This is a genomic window from Flagellimonas algarum, assembly GCF_040513375.1.
GTDB lineage: Bacteria > Bacteroidota > Bacteroidia > Flavobacteriales > Flavobacteriaceae > Flagellimonas_B > Flagellimonas_B algarum.
The window spans coordinates 923,625-942,337 of sequence record NZ_JBEVTG010000001.1; the positions used below are offsets into that span (position 1 = coordinate 923,625).

At 49.0% G+C, this 18,713-nt stretch carries 6 protein-coding genes and 1 tRNA gene; 5 read left to right on the plus strand and 2 right to left on the minus strand.

The annotated features are described in order from the left end of the window. Positions 1-3: 3 nt before the first annotated feature. The 5 genes from ABV409_RS04350 (at position 4) to ABV409_RS04370 (ending at position 17,324) form a co-directional block, all read left to right on the plus strand. Positions 4-2,082: a PorP/SprF family type IX secretion system membrane protein gene (locus ABV409_RS04350; protein WP_353876324.1), complete on the plus strand. Its 2,079-nt coding sequence runs from the start codon at positions 4-6 to the stop codon at positions 2,080-2,082. After that, positions 2,083-15,828, plus strand: coding sequence for a T9SS type B sorting domain-containing protein (locus ABV409_RS04355; protein ID WP_353876325.1), 13,746 nt, complete (start codon positions 2,083-2,085; stop codon positions 15,826-15,828). A gap of 26 nt (positions 15,829-15,854) precedes the next feature. Further along, entirely contained in the window at positions 15,855-16,802 is a 948-nt protein-coding gene (locus ABV409_RS04360) for a PorP/SprF family type IX secretion system membrane protein (RefSeq protein WP_353876326.1), read from the plus strand. 43 nt (positions 16,803-16,845) lie between these two features. Then, positions 16,846-17,205, plus strand: a complete 360-nt coding sequence (folB, locus tag ABV409_RS04365) for a dihydroneopterin aldolase (RefSeq protein ID WP_353876327.1) — start codon at positions 16,846-16,848, stop codon at positions 17,203-17,205. Between the two features lie 48 nt (positions 17,206-17,253). Then, positions 17,254-17,324, plus strand: a tRNA-Cys gene (locus ABV409_RS04370). Between the two features lie 15 nt (positions 17,325-17,339). Here ABV409_RS04370 and ABV409_RS04375 read toward each other — a convergent pair. Both ABV409_RS04375 and ABV409_RS04380 read right to left on the minus strand, forming a co-directional pair. Next, positions 17,340-18,014 (minus strand): LysE family translocator, encoded by a 675-nt coding sequence (locus ABV409_RS04375; protein WP_353876328.1) that lies wholly within the window; start codon positions 18,012-18,014, stop codon positions 17,340-17,342. 1 nt (position 18,015) lies between these two features. Continuing rightward, the gene (locus ABV409_RS04380; protein WP_353876329.1) at positions 18,016-18,699 is read right to left on the minus strand and encodes a head GIN domain-containing protein; all 684 of its coding nucleotides are present in this window, start codon (positions 18,697-18,699) and stop codon (positions 18,016-18,018) included. Between the last annotated feature and the right edge of the window lie 14 nt (positions 18,700-18,713).

Below are 18,713 nucleotides of genomic sequence, written 5' to 3' on the forward strand. Positions count from 1 at the left end.
AAAATGCAAAAGTATTCCTACCTACTACTAGCAATCGTTCTTCTTGGCCTCAGCTCGATCAGGGCCCAGGAAGAAACCCCTTTTATCGCTTACGATGTGCCTTCACAAAACCTTTTGAAGTTCAATAGGTTCTTGTTGAATCCAACGTTTTCGACCGTTAGGGAAGACAAATCCTATATCAACCTTTTTCATAGAAACCAATCGGTATCTTTTGATGATAACAACCAAACCTATTTCCTCAGTTATAGTGGTAGGATAGGGGATAGGAGTGGTGTCGGTCTTAGCCTTTACACCCAGCGTGAAGGCTTGATCGACAATTTTGGGTTGTTGGCCAACTATGCGTATGGTATTAAGTTAAGCGACAAGAGTAACTTTACTTTCGGGGCCAACTTCTCGTATTACAATAGTGGTTTCAATGAAGGTCGCGCGAACCCGATCGACGATGACCCTACATTAAACGCCCTTGACGATAGCGCGTTGATTACCTTTCAACCCGGATTCAACCTGTCTTATGGGAACCTTGACTTCGGGGTATTCGCTGAAAACCTCTTTGACTACAACTTGAAAACCAGTGAATCGATTACCGATTTCAATGAAAAGACCTTTACCGGCCACCTACAATATACCCATCAGTTTAAAAATGCTTCCGGCATTCTTGAACAAGGTCGGCTCATGCCATTGGCCAGGGTAAGCAGTATTGGTGGTGATGATATTTCTTTAGGGGGAAGTCTAATCCTTGACCTTCCTAAACTAGGCTGGTTGCAGGCTGGTTACGATGATTTTTATGGTGCCGCTGCCGGTGTCGGATTCAACCTCAACAAACGGATATCCTTAGGGTATACCATTGAAAAAGGCTTGTCGAATAATTTTGCCGACCTCGGTGTCAATCATGAAATCTCTTTGGCTTATTCCTTCACACCTAACCTTACCGAGGATCGGGTAATGCTCGAAAAAGAAAACGACCTCTTGGTCAGCAACGAAGAGGAAGAACCCGTGCCGGTCGAGAACCTGTCACTAACAGAAAAAGACTTACGCATTGCCGAATTGGAGCAAAAATTGGCTGAAAACGACGCCATTCTTGACGAGTTACTCTACCGACAGGATTCTATTGAGCAAAACCGACAAAAAGATTTGGAGCGACGCTTCGCCACCGTCATGCGCATGGTCAAACGTGAAACCCAGGGCCAAATGCCAGAGCTGGAAGAAAAGGCCAAAAAACTCTATTTCACCAACATGGAGGAGGAAGACCAAATCGCCTCATCCCGAAAAATGCCAGCCGCAAACCATGGCTTGACCAATACGACCGCGGCCAAGAAAATCATTACGCTAAAGGACATGAAGACCCCGGTCACCAAAAAACCGACGGAAATCGAAGTGGTCGAAAACACCAAAACCCAAGTTGATAAGGTGGTCCGTAAAAGCCGCAAGGCTTCCTTTAAGTCCTTTTCCATCCCAGAAGTGGAAAGTGGGCATTACTTGATCGCCAATGTCTACAAGGGCACCAAATACATGAATGCCTTTATCGATAAGTTAAGGGCCGACGGTATCGAGGCCGATTACTTTACTAACCCTAAAAATGGCTTGAACTACGTATACATTAACGAATACCAAGACAAAAACGAAGCCATCGCGGCCTACCGCACGGGAATGGACGGTAGCTACAGTGGCAAGACCTGGGTGATGAAAGTCAAAGGAAACGCCACCGGCCAAGGCTATGGTTCAACCGCTGTTGCCTCAAACTCCGACTATGGTGATGATGTGCTGCAAAAGAACGTGACCGGCTCGAAAAACCCCCAGCAACTGCAATACAAAACCCTGGATATCGAAGGTTTGGCCTCTGGTTTTTATATCATCGCCAATGTATTCGAAGACCCAAGAAACGCCAACCGATTCGTTCGCCACCTTAATGCCAAAGGGCTGAACGCAAGCTATTTCATTAACCCTGAAAACAACTATCGCTATGTCTATTTAAAGCGGCATAACGAATGGACCAATGCCTTGGTCTCATACTACTCCAAACTAAATGACTCGTATGTCGACCCGATGTGGATCATGCGCGTCAAACCAAACCAAATCAGCTAAATGGGAAACCGTTTTACGAAGCATACCCTCTGCCTTTTTCTATTTGGCCTAAGCGCTCTTGGGCTGTACTCACAAGAGTACAATTCCTTTGAGGTTCGCTATCAGAACAACCTTCGGGGTGATCTTACCTTTATCGGTAACAACATCTTAAACCGGGATAGCGGTACGGCCGGAGAAGGTCCGAACGACCCTTACAACAACCTTTTGAACGACGGCAGTTGGTCAGGTGCCAATGACGACAATAGTGGGTTCACCAATTACAATGACTACAAGCAAATGCAGTACATTGATGTTGATGGCGACCCCTCGACTTTTAGTTCAAGTTCATCGACATTTACCTTTCCCCAAACCGATTGTAACCTCATTCGGTATGCCGGATTGTATTGGTCGGCCACCTACCCTAGCGCAACCGCTAATGGGTCCTTCGATGGTTTTACTTATACGCCCAACTCCGTATCTGTAGGTACGGGGCGTCAAAATGATTTCAACCAAGTCCGGTTTCGCGTGCCAGGGGGTGCGTACGTTGATGTAACCGCAGATGAGGTCTTGTATGATGGCTTTACGAGTACGGATAGTTCCGTGCGCCAAAATAGTCCGTACGCTTGCTATGCCGATGTAACCGCCTTGGTGACGGCTTTGGCCGACCCCCAAGGGGAATACACGGTCGCCAACGTTCGCGCGACCACCGGGGGCCTTACTCCGGGCGGTGGGTCTGCCGCAGGGTGGACCTTGATCATCGTTTATGAAAACCCGACTTTGACCGGGAAACTGATTTCAACCTTCGATGGTTTCGCAAGGGTTAATGGCACGAACAGTGTCGATATCAACTACAGTGGCTTTGAAACGATTCCGGTCGGACCCGTAATCGCAGACTTGGGTGCCGCTACCCTTGAAGGGGATTTTCGAATCAGTGGTGATGGTCTTAGTATTCAAGCCTCGAGTAGCACCGGTTTCACGGCAATCGGCAACACTTCGAACCCAACGGACAACTTTTTCAATAGCAACATCACGCTTGATGGTGTGACAACCACCAACCGCAACCCTGCAAGTTTGAATACCTTGGGGTTCGATACGGATATCTTTCTGCTAAGCAATCCGGCGAATTCGGTCATTCCCAATGGAGAAACTGCCGCCACCTTTCGTTTTTCTACGAACGGAGATCAATTTTACCCCTTCTTTAATTCCTTCAATGTAGAAATCATCGAACCCAACATCGTGTTGGAAAAGAGGGTAGAGGACATTGCCGGAAACGACATTACCGGGGCCGGTGTGAATCTAGGCCAATACCTAGACTACGTGCTGACTTTTCAAAATATCGGAAACGACGACGCGACCAATTATAGCATCCGTGACGTGCTGCCCATCAACGTAACCCTAGATGAGACCTCCTTGAGTTTGCCTCCTGGGGTGACCTATGTTTATGATGCCCCATCACGTACTATTACGTTTACCGTTCCTGACGATCTTGTCGAAGAAAACGACCCTGAATATAGCATTCGTATGCGCGTTCAGGTTGCTGAAAACTGCTTTGATTTCATCGACGCCTGTACAGACCTGATCGAAAATCTCGCCTATTCGACCTATCAAGGGATCATCAATACGGCCGTCATCACCGATGACCCCAGTGTCACCGATTTCGATACTTGCGGATACACGGTTCCAGGGGCGACCAACTTCTTGCTAGACGACCTTGAAAGCTGTGATTTCACGCGCACCGTACAACTTTGTGGTGATGATGTTCTACTGGATGCGGGTAACAACTTCGATGCCTACATCTGGTATTTGGACAACAACGGCGACCGCACCATCGATGCGGGTGATACCATTTTGAACGACGGTGATCCCGATGGCGATCCTAGCACCCTATTGGTCAGCGACACAGGCACCTACATCGTAGACAAGCAAGTGGCCGATCCGTGTAAGGGTTTCCAAGAAATCATCATTGTCGAATTGTTCGGGGCTACCCAATCGAACCCGATTACCGCACTGATCAATGACAGCTCGAACACCGTCGAAGGCGAGATCCTCGTTTGCCCTAATGATGGCGAAGAGCTGCCCCAGGTGTTCCTTTGTGGATTGAACGATACTGAACTGATCCAAATCAACATCCCGGATGCTGATAGCATCGAATGGGAACAATTGGACGAAACAAGCTGTGCTGCGGCCACTCCTGATTGTGCCAATAAAGACAACGGTTGTACATGGAATACCGTCGGTACTGGAAGCGACTATGTGGCCTCTGCCGCTGGGCAATACCGCCTGGTGATCAACTACCAAAATGGCTGCTTCAGCCGCTTCTATTTCAATGTGTTCAGTAATCCACTTGACCCACAATATACAAGTCGCGATATCATCTGTACGACCCCCGGAAACATTACCGTGACCAACATCCCGGTCGATTATGAGTTCCAATTGGTCGATGCCACGAACGGAACCATCATTACCCCATACAATACCAACCCAAGCTTCGATATCAACACCAATGGTGCTTATCGCGTTGAAATCAGACAACAAGGTGTTGTTGACGGCTGTGTATTCATGTTGGACAACATCGGCATTTTGGAGCGTAATTTTCAAGTGGATATTACCACAAGGGACACCGATTGTAACGGCTTAGGGGAAATATCGATTTCCGCTTTGGATGTCGAGCCCCAATACTATTATGAAATTTCGCAAGGTGGGGTTACCGTAGACACCTTCGGCCCGTCTACCGATAACAATTACACGTTTCAAAACTTGAATGACGGCACTTACGATGTGTTGGTGACCACTGATGACGGCTGTAGCTATGCCGAACAGGTCATCATCAATGACGTGAGCGATCTTGCCCTTACGGCAGTAACCACAAAACCAATCGATTGTTTGGACGGGATCATCAATGTCACGGGCACAGGTGGATTTCCAAACCCCGATTACTTTTATGCCATTTGGAGTTATAATGGAGTAGATCTATACGCCGATGTGGCGAGTATTCCGGCAGGAGCCTACCAAATCGCCAATGATTTCTTCTTTAACGCCACCCAAGCCGGGGATTACGAATTCGTTGTGGTCGATGCCAACAACTGCCACGCCATTTCAAACGTCGTCAATATTGCCGTTGCCCCATCAGTGACCTATACCGTATCGCAAACGGATGAGAGCTGTTTCGGTTTGGCCGATGGAAGTTTTTCGGTCAATGTGACCAACAGCAATGGATATTCGGTCTCTTTTACGCTAACCTATCCGGACACTTCAACGGCCACCAATACTTCAGGGACTTTTACTGGTTTAGGGCAGGGCAACTACAGCTTGACCCTAACACAGAGCCAGGGTGCGGTCAGCTGTGATTTTATCGAAACCTTTACCATTGGAGGTCCTGCAGACGGCGTTACCGGAACCGCTGCACTAGTACAAGACTATACCTGTCTCCAAAATGCCATCATCGAAGTTCAAGGTGTTTCAGGGGGTACTGCGCCCTACGAATACAGCATCGACGGTGTGAATTTTGGAACGGCTACCTCCTTTTCCGGTCTGATAGATGGCAACTACACCATCTCCATCCGCGATGACAACGGATGTGTTTTCGTTACGAATGCCATAGTGGTCGACCCTTTGAACCCGCCAACGGACCTTGCTTTTGTGGCTACGGCGCCGAATTGCCCGGCCCAGGTGTCCGATGTTACGGTTACTGCCACTGGGGGCGACGTTCCCTTGGTTTTTGAAATCATCGCGCCCGTCTCGATAGCAACTAGTTCGACCAGCGGATCAACTGCTGATTTCAATGGACTTGCCCCTGACACCTATACCTTTCGGGTAACTGACGACAAGGGCTGTTCGTATACCGAAGACTTCACCATTGCCCCGGTGACCCCCATTGCAGTGGTTGGACAACTAGTATCGAACATCAGCTGTTTCACGGACACCGATGGTGCGCTGCGGTACACCGTTTCCGGCTTTTCGACCTCTTATGATTATAGCGTTACCGGCCCGATGACCTTTAGCGGAAGCAACGAGACTAATTCGGTGCTGGATTTTACCGGGCTCGATGACGGCACGTATACCATTACCGTTACCGATACCACCACCAATTGTACGGCCACGGCCGATGTCACCATAGCGGCCCCGACTGCCGCCTTGGCCTTGTCGGTTTCTGAGACCCAACCCACTTGTATCAATGATGGGGGCGTCGTCTTGGGCGCCACTGGCGGTTGGGGTGGAAACTCCTTTGAAATCACCTACCCTGATGGTACCACTACGTTTACGAATGCATCGGGCACCTTTAACAATCTGAACCAGACAGGAACCTATACCGTCTCGGTCACCGACGCCAACGGTTGTTCGGATAACGACAGTTTCGTGTTGAATGCCGCTGTGGCACCGACCCTGCTTTTGACGCCTAACGATATCTGCTACGACAATTTGGTCGGACTGACCATAACCGCTACGGTAACGGCAGGAGGCGATGGAAACTTTGAATACCGATTGAACGGAGGGGCCTTTGACACGAACAATGTGTTTGCGGGTCTGGGTCCTGGCACCTATACCGTCGATGTGCGTGATGGAAACGACTGTGTCGATTCGCAAACCATTACCATCAACCCCGAATTGGCCTTGACCGCTTCAGCGCCGAATATTACCGCTTGCGGTACGACCACGGATGTTGACATTACCGCAACCGGTGGTGACGGCAACTATGTGTTCGCTATTGTGGCGGATGGAGTGGCCGTGACCCCTGGTGATTTTGCAACCACAAACCCGGTAACCGTAACCGGTGCTGGTGATTATGATGTCTATGTACGTGACAACGCCGGTGCGGCAGGTTTCTGTGAAGCGGTTTTTGATCTAACCGTAGTTCAAGATGCCCCGATCACGATCACGCCTACCCTTACCGATGTGAGTTGTTTCGGTGGAAGCGATGGCGCTATTTCCATTGCTGCGGCCGGAGGGGAGGCCCCATATGAGTTTAGCATTGACAATGGTGCTAATTATCAAACCAGTTCAGACTTCTTCAGCCTAACGTCAGGAAATTATGTCATTCGTGTCAGGGACGCGAATGCCTGTGATGCGACCCTAAACGTTACGATCGACCAGCCTACGCAGTTGCTGGCCGAAGCACAATTGACGCAAGCCTATACCTGTTTACAGTTCGGTGAGATTACCGTAGGAAGTGTAACACCCACCAATGGCGGGTCTGGCTCTTTCCAATATAGCCTCAATGGGGGTGCTTGGACGGCAGCTACAACAGGAGGTACGGTGTTCACCGGTTTGATAAACGGATCCTATACCGTACAAGTGCGTGATGCCAATGAGATTAGTTGCGTACTGAGCTTGCCTGTCATCGTTATCAACCCATTGCCGACGGAACCCGCTTTGAGTTTCACCTTGGCTTATGATTGCGACGGAACCGGAACCATTACGGTATCCCCAAATGATCCCGCTTATACGTACAGTCTTGATGGAGGCACATTTCAAGCCAGCAACGTTTTTGCAAACGTAGCGGTCGGCAACCATACCGTTACGGTAAACTATGGCAGTGATTGTACGACCCAGGCAAATGTGTTGGTCGAAGCCGGCAATGCCTTTACCGCATCCATTATCGGGTTTACCAACCTCAGCTGTAATGGCGATGCCTCAGGAACAATCGATATCGATGCGACCAATTATGGTGCGGGCGGCTACGAGTTCAGTTTGAACGGGGGTGCGTTTTCCGGTCCGTTTTTTGGTCCACAAACCTTGACAGGACTTAATGCACAAGCCCATTCTATCGAAGTCAGGGACGTCAATGATCCCGTTGCCGGGTGTACGGTGACCCTAAACCAAACCCTGACCGAACCCGCGACATTGGATGTAAGCGCGAGCATTACCGATATCTTTAGCTGTAACAATACCGGCGCAACGATCACCGCTGTGGCCAGTGGGGGTACTCCGGTTTACCAATACCAACTTGAAATCAGCGATGACGCCGATTTGACCGCTCCATATGTGAACATCATCGGAGTGGCCACTGCCTTTCAAAGCTCGCCCATATTCACCAATGTTGCGGCAAACAATCCAGGAGAAAGTTATGTTGTCAGAGTACGTGATGCCAACAACTGTGAAGACGTCATTGCCACCGCTTTGGTGGTCGACGCGCCACAAAGCTTAACCTTCACGGCAACACCGACCACTTGTTATAGTGGGGCTGGCGATGGCACCATCCAAGTGGATGTGACTAATGGAAACGGGGATTATCTGTTCAGTTTGAACGGAGGGCCTTGGATCGTACCTACGCCCGCAACAGCGACCACCCACACGTTTACTAACCTGACTTCAGGTACCTATACTATCGATGTTCGCGATGGGTTCGGATGTACCGGCGTACAGCAGTCGGTAACGATCAACCCGGCCTTGACCGCCACAGCGGCCTTGACCAATGACCTTAGCTGTTTGGTCGATGCGACCGTAACGGTAACGGCTTCCGGCGGATCCGGAACGTATACTTATGAATGGTCAAACGATGGCGGTACTACGTATAACAATACGAATTTCACCGGCAACGTATTTACGACCAACACTTTCGGGACCTTTGTTTTTCGGGTCACCGATACCACGGCACCCACTGCATGTACGGTGGTGACCAATCCGATAACGGTGAATGAAGCCGTTACCCCGGTCATTTCGAATGTAGTGCCGACCAACATTTTATGTAACGGCGACCTCACGGGCCAACTTGATGTTACCATCGACACCTCCTTTGGACTGCCACCCTATGTTATCAATGTGGTCGAAACGAATGGCCCAACGAATTACGGAACACAGACGACTGGCTTACCTGCGGGAGATTATGAAGTGATCATTACCGATGACAATGGGTGTGTTTCAGCACCTTTCGCCGTTTCCATTGCCGAACCGGACCCTATTGCCTATACCATTAATTTGCAGCCGATTACCTGTGACGCCCTTGGCGGAGGCACCAACCCAGGGTCGATCGCTGTCGAAAGCGTGACCGGTGGTACCGCCGAATACACCTACCACTTGACCGGCAACAACGGCTATGCGTCTACCTACACGACCACTGCGGGGGGTGAGGACCATACCTTCACCATTTTGGAATTCGGGATTTATGAAGTCGATGTAGTCGATGCCAACGGGTGTTCTTTGGTTACGACGAATATCATCGCATCGCCGCCGAACGATTTGGACATTGATGTCTCGGCGATCACCGCAAGCTGCGCCGCTGGAGGTACGGCCGTAGTCACAGTGAATTCAGCAGTAGGAAGTGGCAACTACCAATTCGCCATCCTAGAAACTTTTACGGCTCCTTATTCGAGCACCTATGTGGGGCCCGACGCTTTGCCGGTCGGCAATACCGATACAGCCACCTTTACCGGTTTGACCCCCGGTATTACGTACACCTTCGTGGTTTATGACACCACGACCATGTGCTATTACTTTGAAAGTGCATCGGCACCGATAAATTCGCCTTCGAACATGACGGTCACTTCTTTGGTCGAAGCGAACATTACCTGTACGGGTGCGGCCGACGGAAACGTATCGTTCACCTTTGATAATTACGATGCCTCGACTACTACCGTAGACTATGAAATATTCAATGCCCAATCGAATGTAACGACTGGCTTTACGGGAACCGCGGCGGTCAATCCACCGACCGGTGCGATTACCATCAACAATTTCGGGGTATTGCCCCAAGGCGTATATTACATCTTACTTTATGAGCGGGGTGGGGTCAATGACGGCTGTAGCATCAGTTCGCCCGATTTTACCATTACCGAATCTTCCAACCTACTACAAGTGACGGCTGCATCACCGGTCAATGATAACTGTGCTGTCAATGCGGGTGTCATTACCGCTACGGCACAATTCGGAACCGCGCCCTATGAATTTCAATACCTGTTGGCTACAGATCCTGCGCCTACGGCAGCCTCAGCTGGGTGGACTACGGCCACATCGGCTAACGTCGAATCAGGAAACTATACGGTTTATGTCAAGGATGCCAATGATTGTATTCAATCGGATAATGTAACGGTCGACCTTGATCCAAGTCCGCAGATCACCTTGGCCATCGTTGATGAATGTGCCGATGAGGGCATGTTCGAGGTGTTGATCACTTTGACCAATCCCGGGGCGGCCCTTCCGCCTTTTCAATATAGTTTGAACGGAGGTGCCTTCCAGCCATTCACCTTCAATGCCAGCGATGAGTTTACCCTTTCCGGCTTAAGTTCCGGTCTTGGACAAAGCATTGCCGTAAGGGATGTGAATGGATGTACGGACACCCAACCTTTGGACATCCAACCTCCATTGGAGTTCACGGCCATTCAGACTGTAGAACTCGATTGTGAACCTGGTGCCGCGGCCAATGCCGAAATCGAAATAACGGTCAATTCCGGTTCTGGAACCTACGAATATGAAATCGATGGTCCTGGGGCTATCGACCAAGCGCGTACCGCTTTGCCTTCAAATCCCTTTACTTGGACGGGGGCCAGTGCTGCGGGAAGTTACAACGTCATTGTCTATGACCTAGGCACCACACCACCCAACTGTTTTGAATCCGTAGTGGTCGATGTACAAAACGCACCGCTTCCAAGCTTTACGGAAATCCATACCGATGTCACCTGTAATGGGGCGTCTGACGGTACGATTACCCTCAGTGCGGTCGATAACGGCATCTTGCCGCTAACCTATACCTTGAGTCCAATGCCGGCTGGCATTGTACTTAATGGCAACACTTTTGAAAACGTCCCTCCAGGAACTTATAGTGTTCGCGGAACAGGTAGTAACTCTTGTTTTAGTGATATCTTCAACATCGACATCACGGAGCCGGCTGCAATATCGGTGCCTGCGCCGAGTATTGTTGAATTCAATTGTACGGCAGGGAACACGGCCGGAACTGCTTCCATTACTATCGATGATGCCGGTATCACAGGGGGTTCAGGCACTTATGTAATTTATGAGTTCATTGAGGAAGATGATCCCAATACGGTTCCGATCGAAGCTCCGGTCGTCGTTCAGAGCGGCAGCGCCACTTCGTATATTGAAACGGATTTTGCCGGAGGGGTATATACCATCAACGTATATGATGACAACGGTTGTATAGGAACGACCACAGCGACCATCCAACCTTATGATGAATTGCTTACCGCGGTGGCCGCAATCACGAATCCGTTGAGTTGTGATCCCGGTATGGACGGTGAAATCACCATTACGGTAACCTCGACCAATTCAGATCCCTCGCGATTTGAGTACAGCATCGATAACGGTACCAACTACCAAGTATCGAACGTGTTCTCCGGTCTGGATGCTGGAACACATAACTTCTTGATCAGGCATATTGATACCGGATGTATCATTACCGCTTCGGAAACCTTGGCGAACCCCAACACCTTCACCATTGCCGTTGACGTGCTCAACGATGTGGTCTGTTTCGGAACCCAAAGCGGGGAAGTCACTTTCGAATTAATCGACGGCACCTATTCAGGGCCGATCGATTGGGAAATCTTCGACACCAATGGCACCCCGTCGAATCCGGCTGATGATATCTCCGTACTTACCGGCTCTTTCGGGACCAACGGTCCGACCGCACCCATCAGTTTGTTTGCTGGCGATTATATCGTTGAGGTGACGCAGGCGAACTTCCCACAATGTAGCAACACACAGACGTTTAGCATTGCAGGTCCACCAGCCACGCTGACTGCTTTGGCAGAAGTGACCCCAATCAGTTGTTTGGGTAATGACGGAATCATTTCGATCATTAACTCCGCTGGTGGGTGGGGTGGTTACTCATACTATGTGAGTACGGTCGCCAATCCGGATCCAAACGACCCGAGCAATTATTCAGCGACCTCAACTTATAACAACTTAGGGCCGGGTACGTATGAAATCTGGGTCATCGACGCCAACGGCTGTTCGGTACAGCTCCCTGACGAAACCTTGGCCGACCCCACACCGATAACCGCCACCCTTCAGGTCAACCAAGACAACTGTACGAATTTCCAAGGCGAAATCGAAGTGGTCGGTATAAGCGGTGGACAGAACGGTAATTACACCTATCAATTGATCCGCAACGGTGTTACCGTTGGTTCTCCACAGACCAGTCCTGTCTTTTCGGGTTTAGGCGAGGGTAGCTATGAGGTCTTCATCGCTGACCAGTGGTCGTGTACCTTTACCACCGCAGCCGTGCTGTTGTATGAAGAAATGAATGCCGTGGCCACGGTAGTCAAGCCCATCGATTGTTCGGTTAGTCCGGGTGGTGAAATAACCATTACGGTTACTGGTGGCTCGACGAATTTGGATTACACCGTGACCTTCCCTGACGGCCTGACTACCCAAAACAACACTACCGGTGTGTTTACAGGTTTGACCCAAGCCGGGACCTATACCTTTGTCATCCAGGATTTGGACACCGCGAGCCCTGTCTGTACCGAAACGATAACGCAGGATCTGGACGCGCCGACCCCGGTCACTTTCGATCCCCCGGTCATCACCAATGTTTCCTGTTTTGGAGGAAGTGATGGTGCCGTTACCATCGTATTGGAGCCCCAAGCTGCGGGTGTAAATGACAATACGCCATATACCTACAATCTCTATGACGGTGTGGGCACCTTGCTGGTAGGTCCACAAAACGACCCTAGTTTTAATGGTTTGGTTGCTGGTAATTATCAAATCGAAGCGGTTTCCGCGCGTGCTTGCTCGAATCGCATGAACATAACGATTACCCAACCGAACGCGCTCGCTGCTTCCGCAAACGCCACATCCTTTGCATGTCTTCCGAACAACACCGTGAATAGGTCAGTGCTAACGGTTAGTGCCGTTGATGGAACCGCCCCTTATCTTTATAGTCTGGACAACATTAACTTCCAGACTTCAAACACTTTCGATATCCTCGATACCGGAGTTGACCAAAACCTGACCGTGTTTGTTGAGGACGCCAACGGCTGTACCACCACCGCCAATGTGAACCTATTGACAATCAATAGTTTCAGCGTGGCCATCAGTCAGAATGCCGCTATAAGCTGTGCGAATCCAGAAGAAGTATTGTTGACCGTTACCGACAATGGTGTATTGGCCAATGCGTATACCTATGAACTTTTGCCTGTTCCTAATGCGAACGGAACCTTGACCGCGACGCCGACCAATGTTACGGCCACTTTTGACCTTACTGCTCCAGGGAATTACACCTTTAGGGTGACCGATACGACTACGGGCTGTTATGTGGATGTGGGATATTCCATCGCCGAATACGATCTGATCGATGTCGTGGCTACGGCCGTAGCCCCTGTATTGTGTTTCGGAGACACCAACGGTGCCATCGAAATCAACCTAACGGGGTATACCGGGGCCTATGACTATGAGGTCTTTACCCAGGCCGGGGCCAGCGTGTTGACCGGGAGCGGTGATACCGCGACGAACCCATTGACCATTACCGGTTTGTCTGGAGGTAATTTCTTTGTTAGAGTGACCGAAACCGGCAATCCTTTTTGTGTCGAGGATTCGAACATTATTACCATTACCTCTCCGGATATGGCGTTGGATGCCACCGCTATAGAAGGCGCCAACGTAACCTGTTCCAATGATCAAGGTGAAATCATCGTAACTCCAAACGGAGGATATGCCCCATACTCCATCGTAATGACGAACACCACGACATCACAAGTTTATTCGATGAACAATGTGCAAAGCCATGTGTTCACCGGGCTATCTGAAGGGAACTTCAACATACAGATTTCGGATGCCGGAGGTTGTGTCATCAACCGGGCGGCCAGCCTTGTTGCTCCATTCCCGATTACAGCCGATATCGATGCGACACCCACTACCTTGGCTTGCTTTGGTGACACCAATGCCACGGTCACTGCGATCAATGTGTTGAACGGTCAAGGGGTATACCAATACCAGCTTAACACCTACGACAGCACAGGTGCCACCATCGTTATCAGTAGTGGAACCCAAACCAGTCCTATTTTCAACAACCTTGGTGCAGGAATCTACAGTATCACCGTTTCGGACGGTTGGAACTGTGGTGTCGAAACCCCACAAGTTACCATAAGCGAACCAAATGAAGTGGTCGCTTCATTGATCCAAATCAGTCCTTTGAGCTGTACCAACCAAGCCGTACTTGAATTATCGGCCAATGGGGGAACCGCTCCTTATGAATATAGCACCGACGCCATTTCCTTTACGCCAATGAGCGGAGGGAATACCCATACCTTCAGCGTTGCTGACGGAAGTTATCAATTCTATGTGCGCGATGCCTTTGGCTGTGTCGCGATGATTTCAAATGAAATCACCGTTGATGCCGTTCCGCCATTGACAATCAATATTGATGATTCCGCAGCGGTGATCAACTGCATGGGAGAAGCCTCTGCGACCATTATTGCCAACGTTACGGGTGGTTTGGGCAACTACAGTTTTGAATTGTATTCCGATGCAGCATTGACCAATTTGTTGGCGGGGCCCCAAGCGGATGATCGATTCAGCGGCTTGACGGCCGGTGATTACTATATCAGGGTGGTCAGTGCCGATTGTGAGGCCGTTTCGCCCTTGGTGCGCATCATAGATCCGGCACCGCTTCAAATCGATAGACAGGAATTCACCGATGTTAGTTGTTCTGGATTGAACGACGGTAGCATTACCGTTGAGGTATCTGGGGGTACGGGTCAAATCCTGTATGCCATAACCCCGAACTTGAACCAATTCGATACTGAAAACGTATTTACCGATTTGGCGCCCGGCGTTTACGATGTCATCGCACAAGACGAAAATGGTTGTTTTATTCCATTCCAGTTCACTATTGCAGAACCCCTGCCGATCGACGTCAGTACCGTAAGTGTCTTACACGAAGTATGCGAGGGAAGTGCCGATGGGGCTATCGAAATCGCCATCAGCGGTGGTACGGCACCCTACAGAACCAGTCTAAATTCAAACAATGATGCTGATTTCGTGGTCGATCAGACCAATTTTACCGATTTGGCGGCAGGAACCTACGTGATTTTCGTAAGGGATGCCCAAGATTGCGAAACCAACATCATCGTTGACATCGACCCTGGGGTCAACCTCAATGCCACGGTAACCCCTATTTACGAATGTACCGGGGTATTGCCCGACAATCGATTGGAAATCACTTTTGAAGATCCGACAGTGGTGGCCGATGTATTGTTCGCAATGGATTCGACCGACCCGCTTGATATGCAATTGACCGCCGATTTCACCAACTTGACACCTGGTCAACATTATATCACCATTGCCCACGCCAATGGCTGTATGAATACCATTGATTTTGAAATCGAGGACTTCGAACCGTTGGCCCTTGTTTTGGAACAGAACAACATCAATGAAATCACAGCTGTAGCCACGGGTGGACTCCAAGATTATACGTTCTATTTCGATGGAATCGATAACGGTACCGAAAACACTTTCTTCATCAACAGAACCGACACTTACCCGGTTCGCGTCGTAGACCAGAATGGATGTGAGGTCGTTGCGGAAATCTTTATGGAGTTCATCGATATCGAAATTCCGAACTATTTCACCCCTGATAATGACGGAACCAACGATTATTGGTTGCCCGATAACATTGAAGCGTTCCCCAACATACTAATGATAGTCTTTGATCGTTATGGTAGAGAGCTCTATCGTATGGGCTACGGGAACCAAGGATGGGATGGAAAGTACCAAAATAAAGAACTGCCTTCCGGTGATTACTGGTATGTCATCAAATTAAAAGGAGCTAATGATGACAGGGAGTTCGTTGGACATTTTACCCTATATCGCTAATGCAATTGGAATTAACCTAGTAGACCATGTTAAAGAACACCCGAATCTTATTTTTCTCCCTGCTACTGGCCGCCTCCGTCAATGCCCAGGAGTTGACCATACCCCAGCTGTCGCAATATATTGCTGACAACCCCTTTTTGATGTCGCCCACCTACGCCGGTGTCGGTGATCATATCAAAGTCCGTTTGAACGGTTTGACCCAATGGGTAGGTATCGAGGACGCGCCCGATACCCAGACCTTAGCGGCCGATGCCCGTATCGGAAACCGATCGGGAATCGGTATGTTGTTGTACAACGATAGCAATGGGGAAACCAAACAACGGGGTTCTAGGGTCTCTTTTGCACACCACTTGACCCTCGATCGCTACGAAGACGAATTCCTTTCGTTCGGTATCTCGTACAACTTCAACCAATTCCGCATCGATATCGAAAATTTCAGGAACAACAACGATCCTACGGTTACCGATGATCGTGCGACCACCAACCACAATTTCGATTTGGGCGTGTTGTACCGCTATGATAAATTTTATTTCAGCGCGAATGCATCGAATATCCTCAACAAAGATCTGAGTGTATTCAACCCGGTTTTCGAACCGAATACCTTAAGGAACTACTACGTGTATTCGGGGTATCGTTTTATGAAAAAGAACAGCAGCATCGAATTCGAACCTTCGGTCTTCTTCCAGTGGTTCGAAAGTGATGGCCGTTCGGTGACCGACCTAAACGGAAAATTCCGCTTTCACGATTTCGAAGATTATTACTATCTCGGGCTGACGTATCGTTTCTTGAACGACCAAATCGGAACGCCCTTGTATATCGCACCGATTGCAGGGATGAAGAAAAGCAATTTCTACTTCGGATATTCCTATCAGGTGATCACCAATGAAATCTTGGGCTACAGCACCGGTACCCATGTCGTGACCGTCGGTATGGACCTATTTCAAGGGATCAGCAATTGCCGTTGTACCTACTGACCAATTCACGGCTTTACCGTATTTTTGCCCTTTACTTTTTATCATGGGCATTATCAAACTCAACAACATTCGCGTTCATGCTTGGCATGGGTGTTTAAAAGAGGAAAGCATTATCGGTAGCGATTATAGGGTCGACCTTCAGGTGCGATCCGATCTTCGAAAACCTGCCCAGACCGATGCCCTCGTCGACACGGTCGACTACGTGCATTTAAACAATATCGTCAAGGAAGAAATGGCCATCAAATCCAAGTTATTGGAACATGTGGCCCAGCGCATTTTAGATCGGATATTCGTGGAATTCCAAGAAGTTTCAGACGCCGAGGTAAGCGTTTCGAAAATCAATCCACCGATTGGAGGGGATGTCGAAAGTGTCGCCGTGGTTTTAGAGCTCAAAAGGGGGTAACCCTATTTGTAAAGCCCGAAAAGAAGCGTACCTTTGCCCTTCATAATTGGCATCGTGGCCGAGTGGCTAGGCACAGCTCTGCAAAAGCTTGTACAGCGGTTCGAATCCGCTCGATGCCTCATCCAAAACCCAACTTAGGTTGGGTTTTTTTGTTCACTGATCCTTTCAATACCGTCTTTGATGTTAAAGCGGTCTTTTGGGAGAAACCCTTTGATGATGAGCACCAATCCACAGACCATCAATACGACACCCAAGCCTTTTTTGATATAAGCGATCCGTTCTTTGGTCAATTTCCGTTTGAGCTGTTTGGCCAAAATGATCTTAAAAAGATCGGTAATGAAATAAGTCGCCAACATACTACCGAAAAAAATAAAGATTCGATTCGGGATATTATCAAGACTTGGTCCCACAATGATCAATACCCCTAGCCAGAACACCAGAACACCGATATTGATGAAGTTGAGCAGAAACCCTTTGACCATTAACCCGACATAGGTTCCCTTTGAGGCTTTGACTTGATCTTTCTTCGGTGCTTTCTTAACGAAAATCACCAATCCATAAACCAACAATATCATCCCCCCGAAAACATAAAGTCCTGGTTGATTGCTCAAGTTTTCTAGAAGTTGGAAACTACTGAAATAGGCAATGATTAGAAAAAGGATATCGGCTAAAATCACCCCGATATTGAAAGAAACCCCTGCTCGAAAACCTTTTGTCGCACTGGTCTCGAGCAAGACGAAAAAGACAGGGCCTACCATAAAACTAAGTAAGAACCCTAAAGGAATCGCTGCTTGGATATCTTCCCACATACTAATCGCCCACTATGATTTTTCCCCCGAAAACCGTTTTCTTATCGATTTTCTTAGGATTGCCAAAGACCTTGACATTACCGCCGGCTTTTACATCGGCCTTGACATAGTTGGTAGCGAAAATTTCGGCGTTGCCACCTGCGTTGACGGAAATCGTCGTGAATTCCGTTCTCAACTGTCGTGCAAGGTAACTCCCTCCCGTATTGATCGTGACATCCTGGTTTCGAGAGGATCCCATGGCATACACATCCCCACCGGTAATCGCACGGATCAATACTTGTTCGGTCTCACAACTCAGTTCGATTTCCGCGCCTTCTTGGGCCCTCAGATCCAACACCGGCTGCTTGATCATTTCGTCGGAATAGATTCGTGCATCCTCATTCGCATCAATGATGTTCAGGGTTTCGGAATAATACAAATCGACAAAGGTGCGGTATCCACTGAATATCTTATCGATTTCCATACGGATCTTCAAACGGCCTTTGTTATTGACAATGGCGACCTTGTTCGTATTCGCCCCACTTATGACGGCTTTATTCGTGTTGGAACGTATCAAACGTACCGAGATACCATCAAAGGCCTTTAATTCATCGAATTTCTCCAATTCCAACGTCAGTTTCCCGTCTTGGGCTACTGCCAGGGCAACATAAAAGAGGGTGGTAAGAATCAAAAATCCATTTTTCATAGCATTCGTTCTTT

Excerpts from the sequence above, each read along its gene's own strand:
- ABV409_RS04375 (WP_353876328.1), bottom strand. The coding sequence starts at position 18,014 with ATGTGGGAAGATATCCAAGCAGCGATTCCTTTAGGGTTCTTACTTAGT.
- ABV409_RS04360 (WP_353876326.1), top strand. The coding sequence starts at position 15,855 with ATGTTAAAGAACACCCGAATCTTATTTTTCTCCCTGCTACTGGCCGCC.
- ABV409_RS04380 (WP_353876329.1), bottom strand. The coding sequence starts at position 18,699 with ATGAAAAATGGATTTTTGATTCTTACCACCCTCTTTTATGTTGCCCTG.
- ABV409_RS04355 (WP_353876325.1), top strand. The coding sequence starts at position 2,083 with ATGGGAAACCGTTTTACGAAGCATACCCTCTGCCTTTTTCTATTTGGC.
- ABV409_RS04350 (WP_353876324.1), top strand. The coding sequence starts at position 4 with ATGCAAAAGTATTCCTACCTACTACTAGCAATCGTTCTTCTTGGCCTC.
- folB (WP_353876327.1), top strand. The coding sequence starts at position 16,846 with ATGGGCATTATCAAACTCAACAACATTCGCGTTCATGCTTGGCATGGG.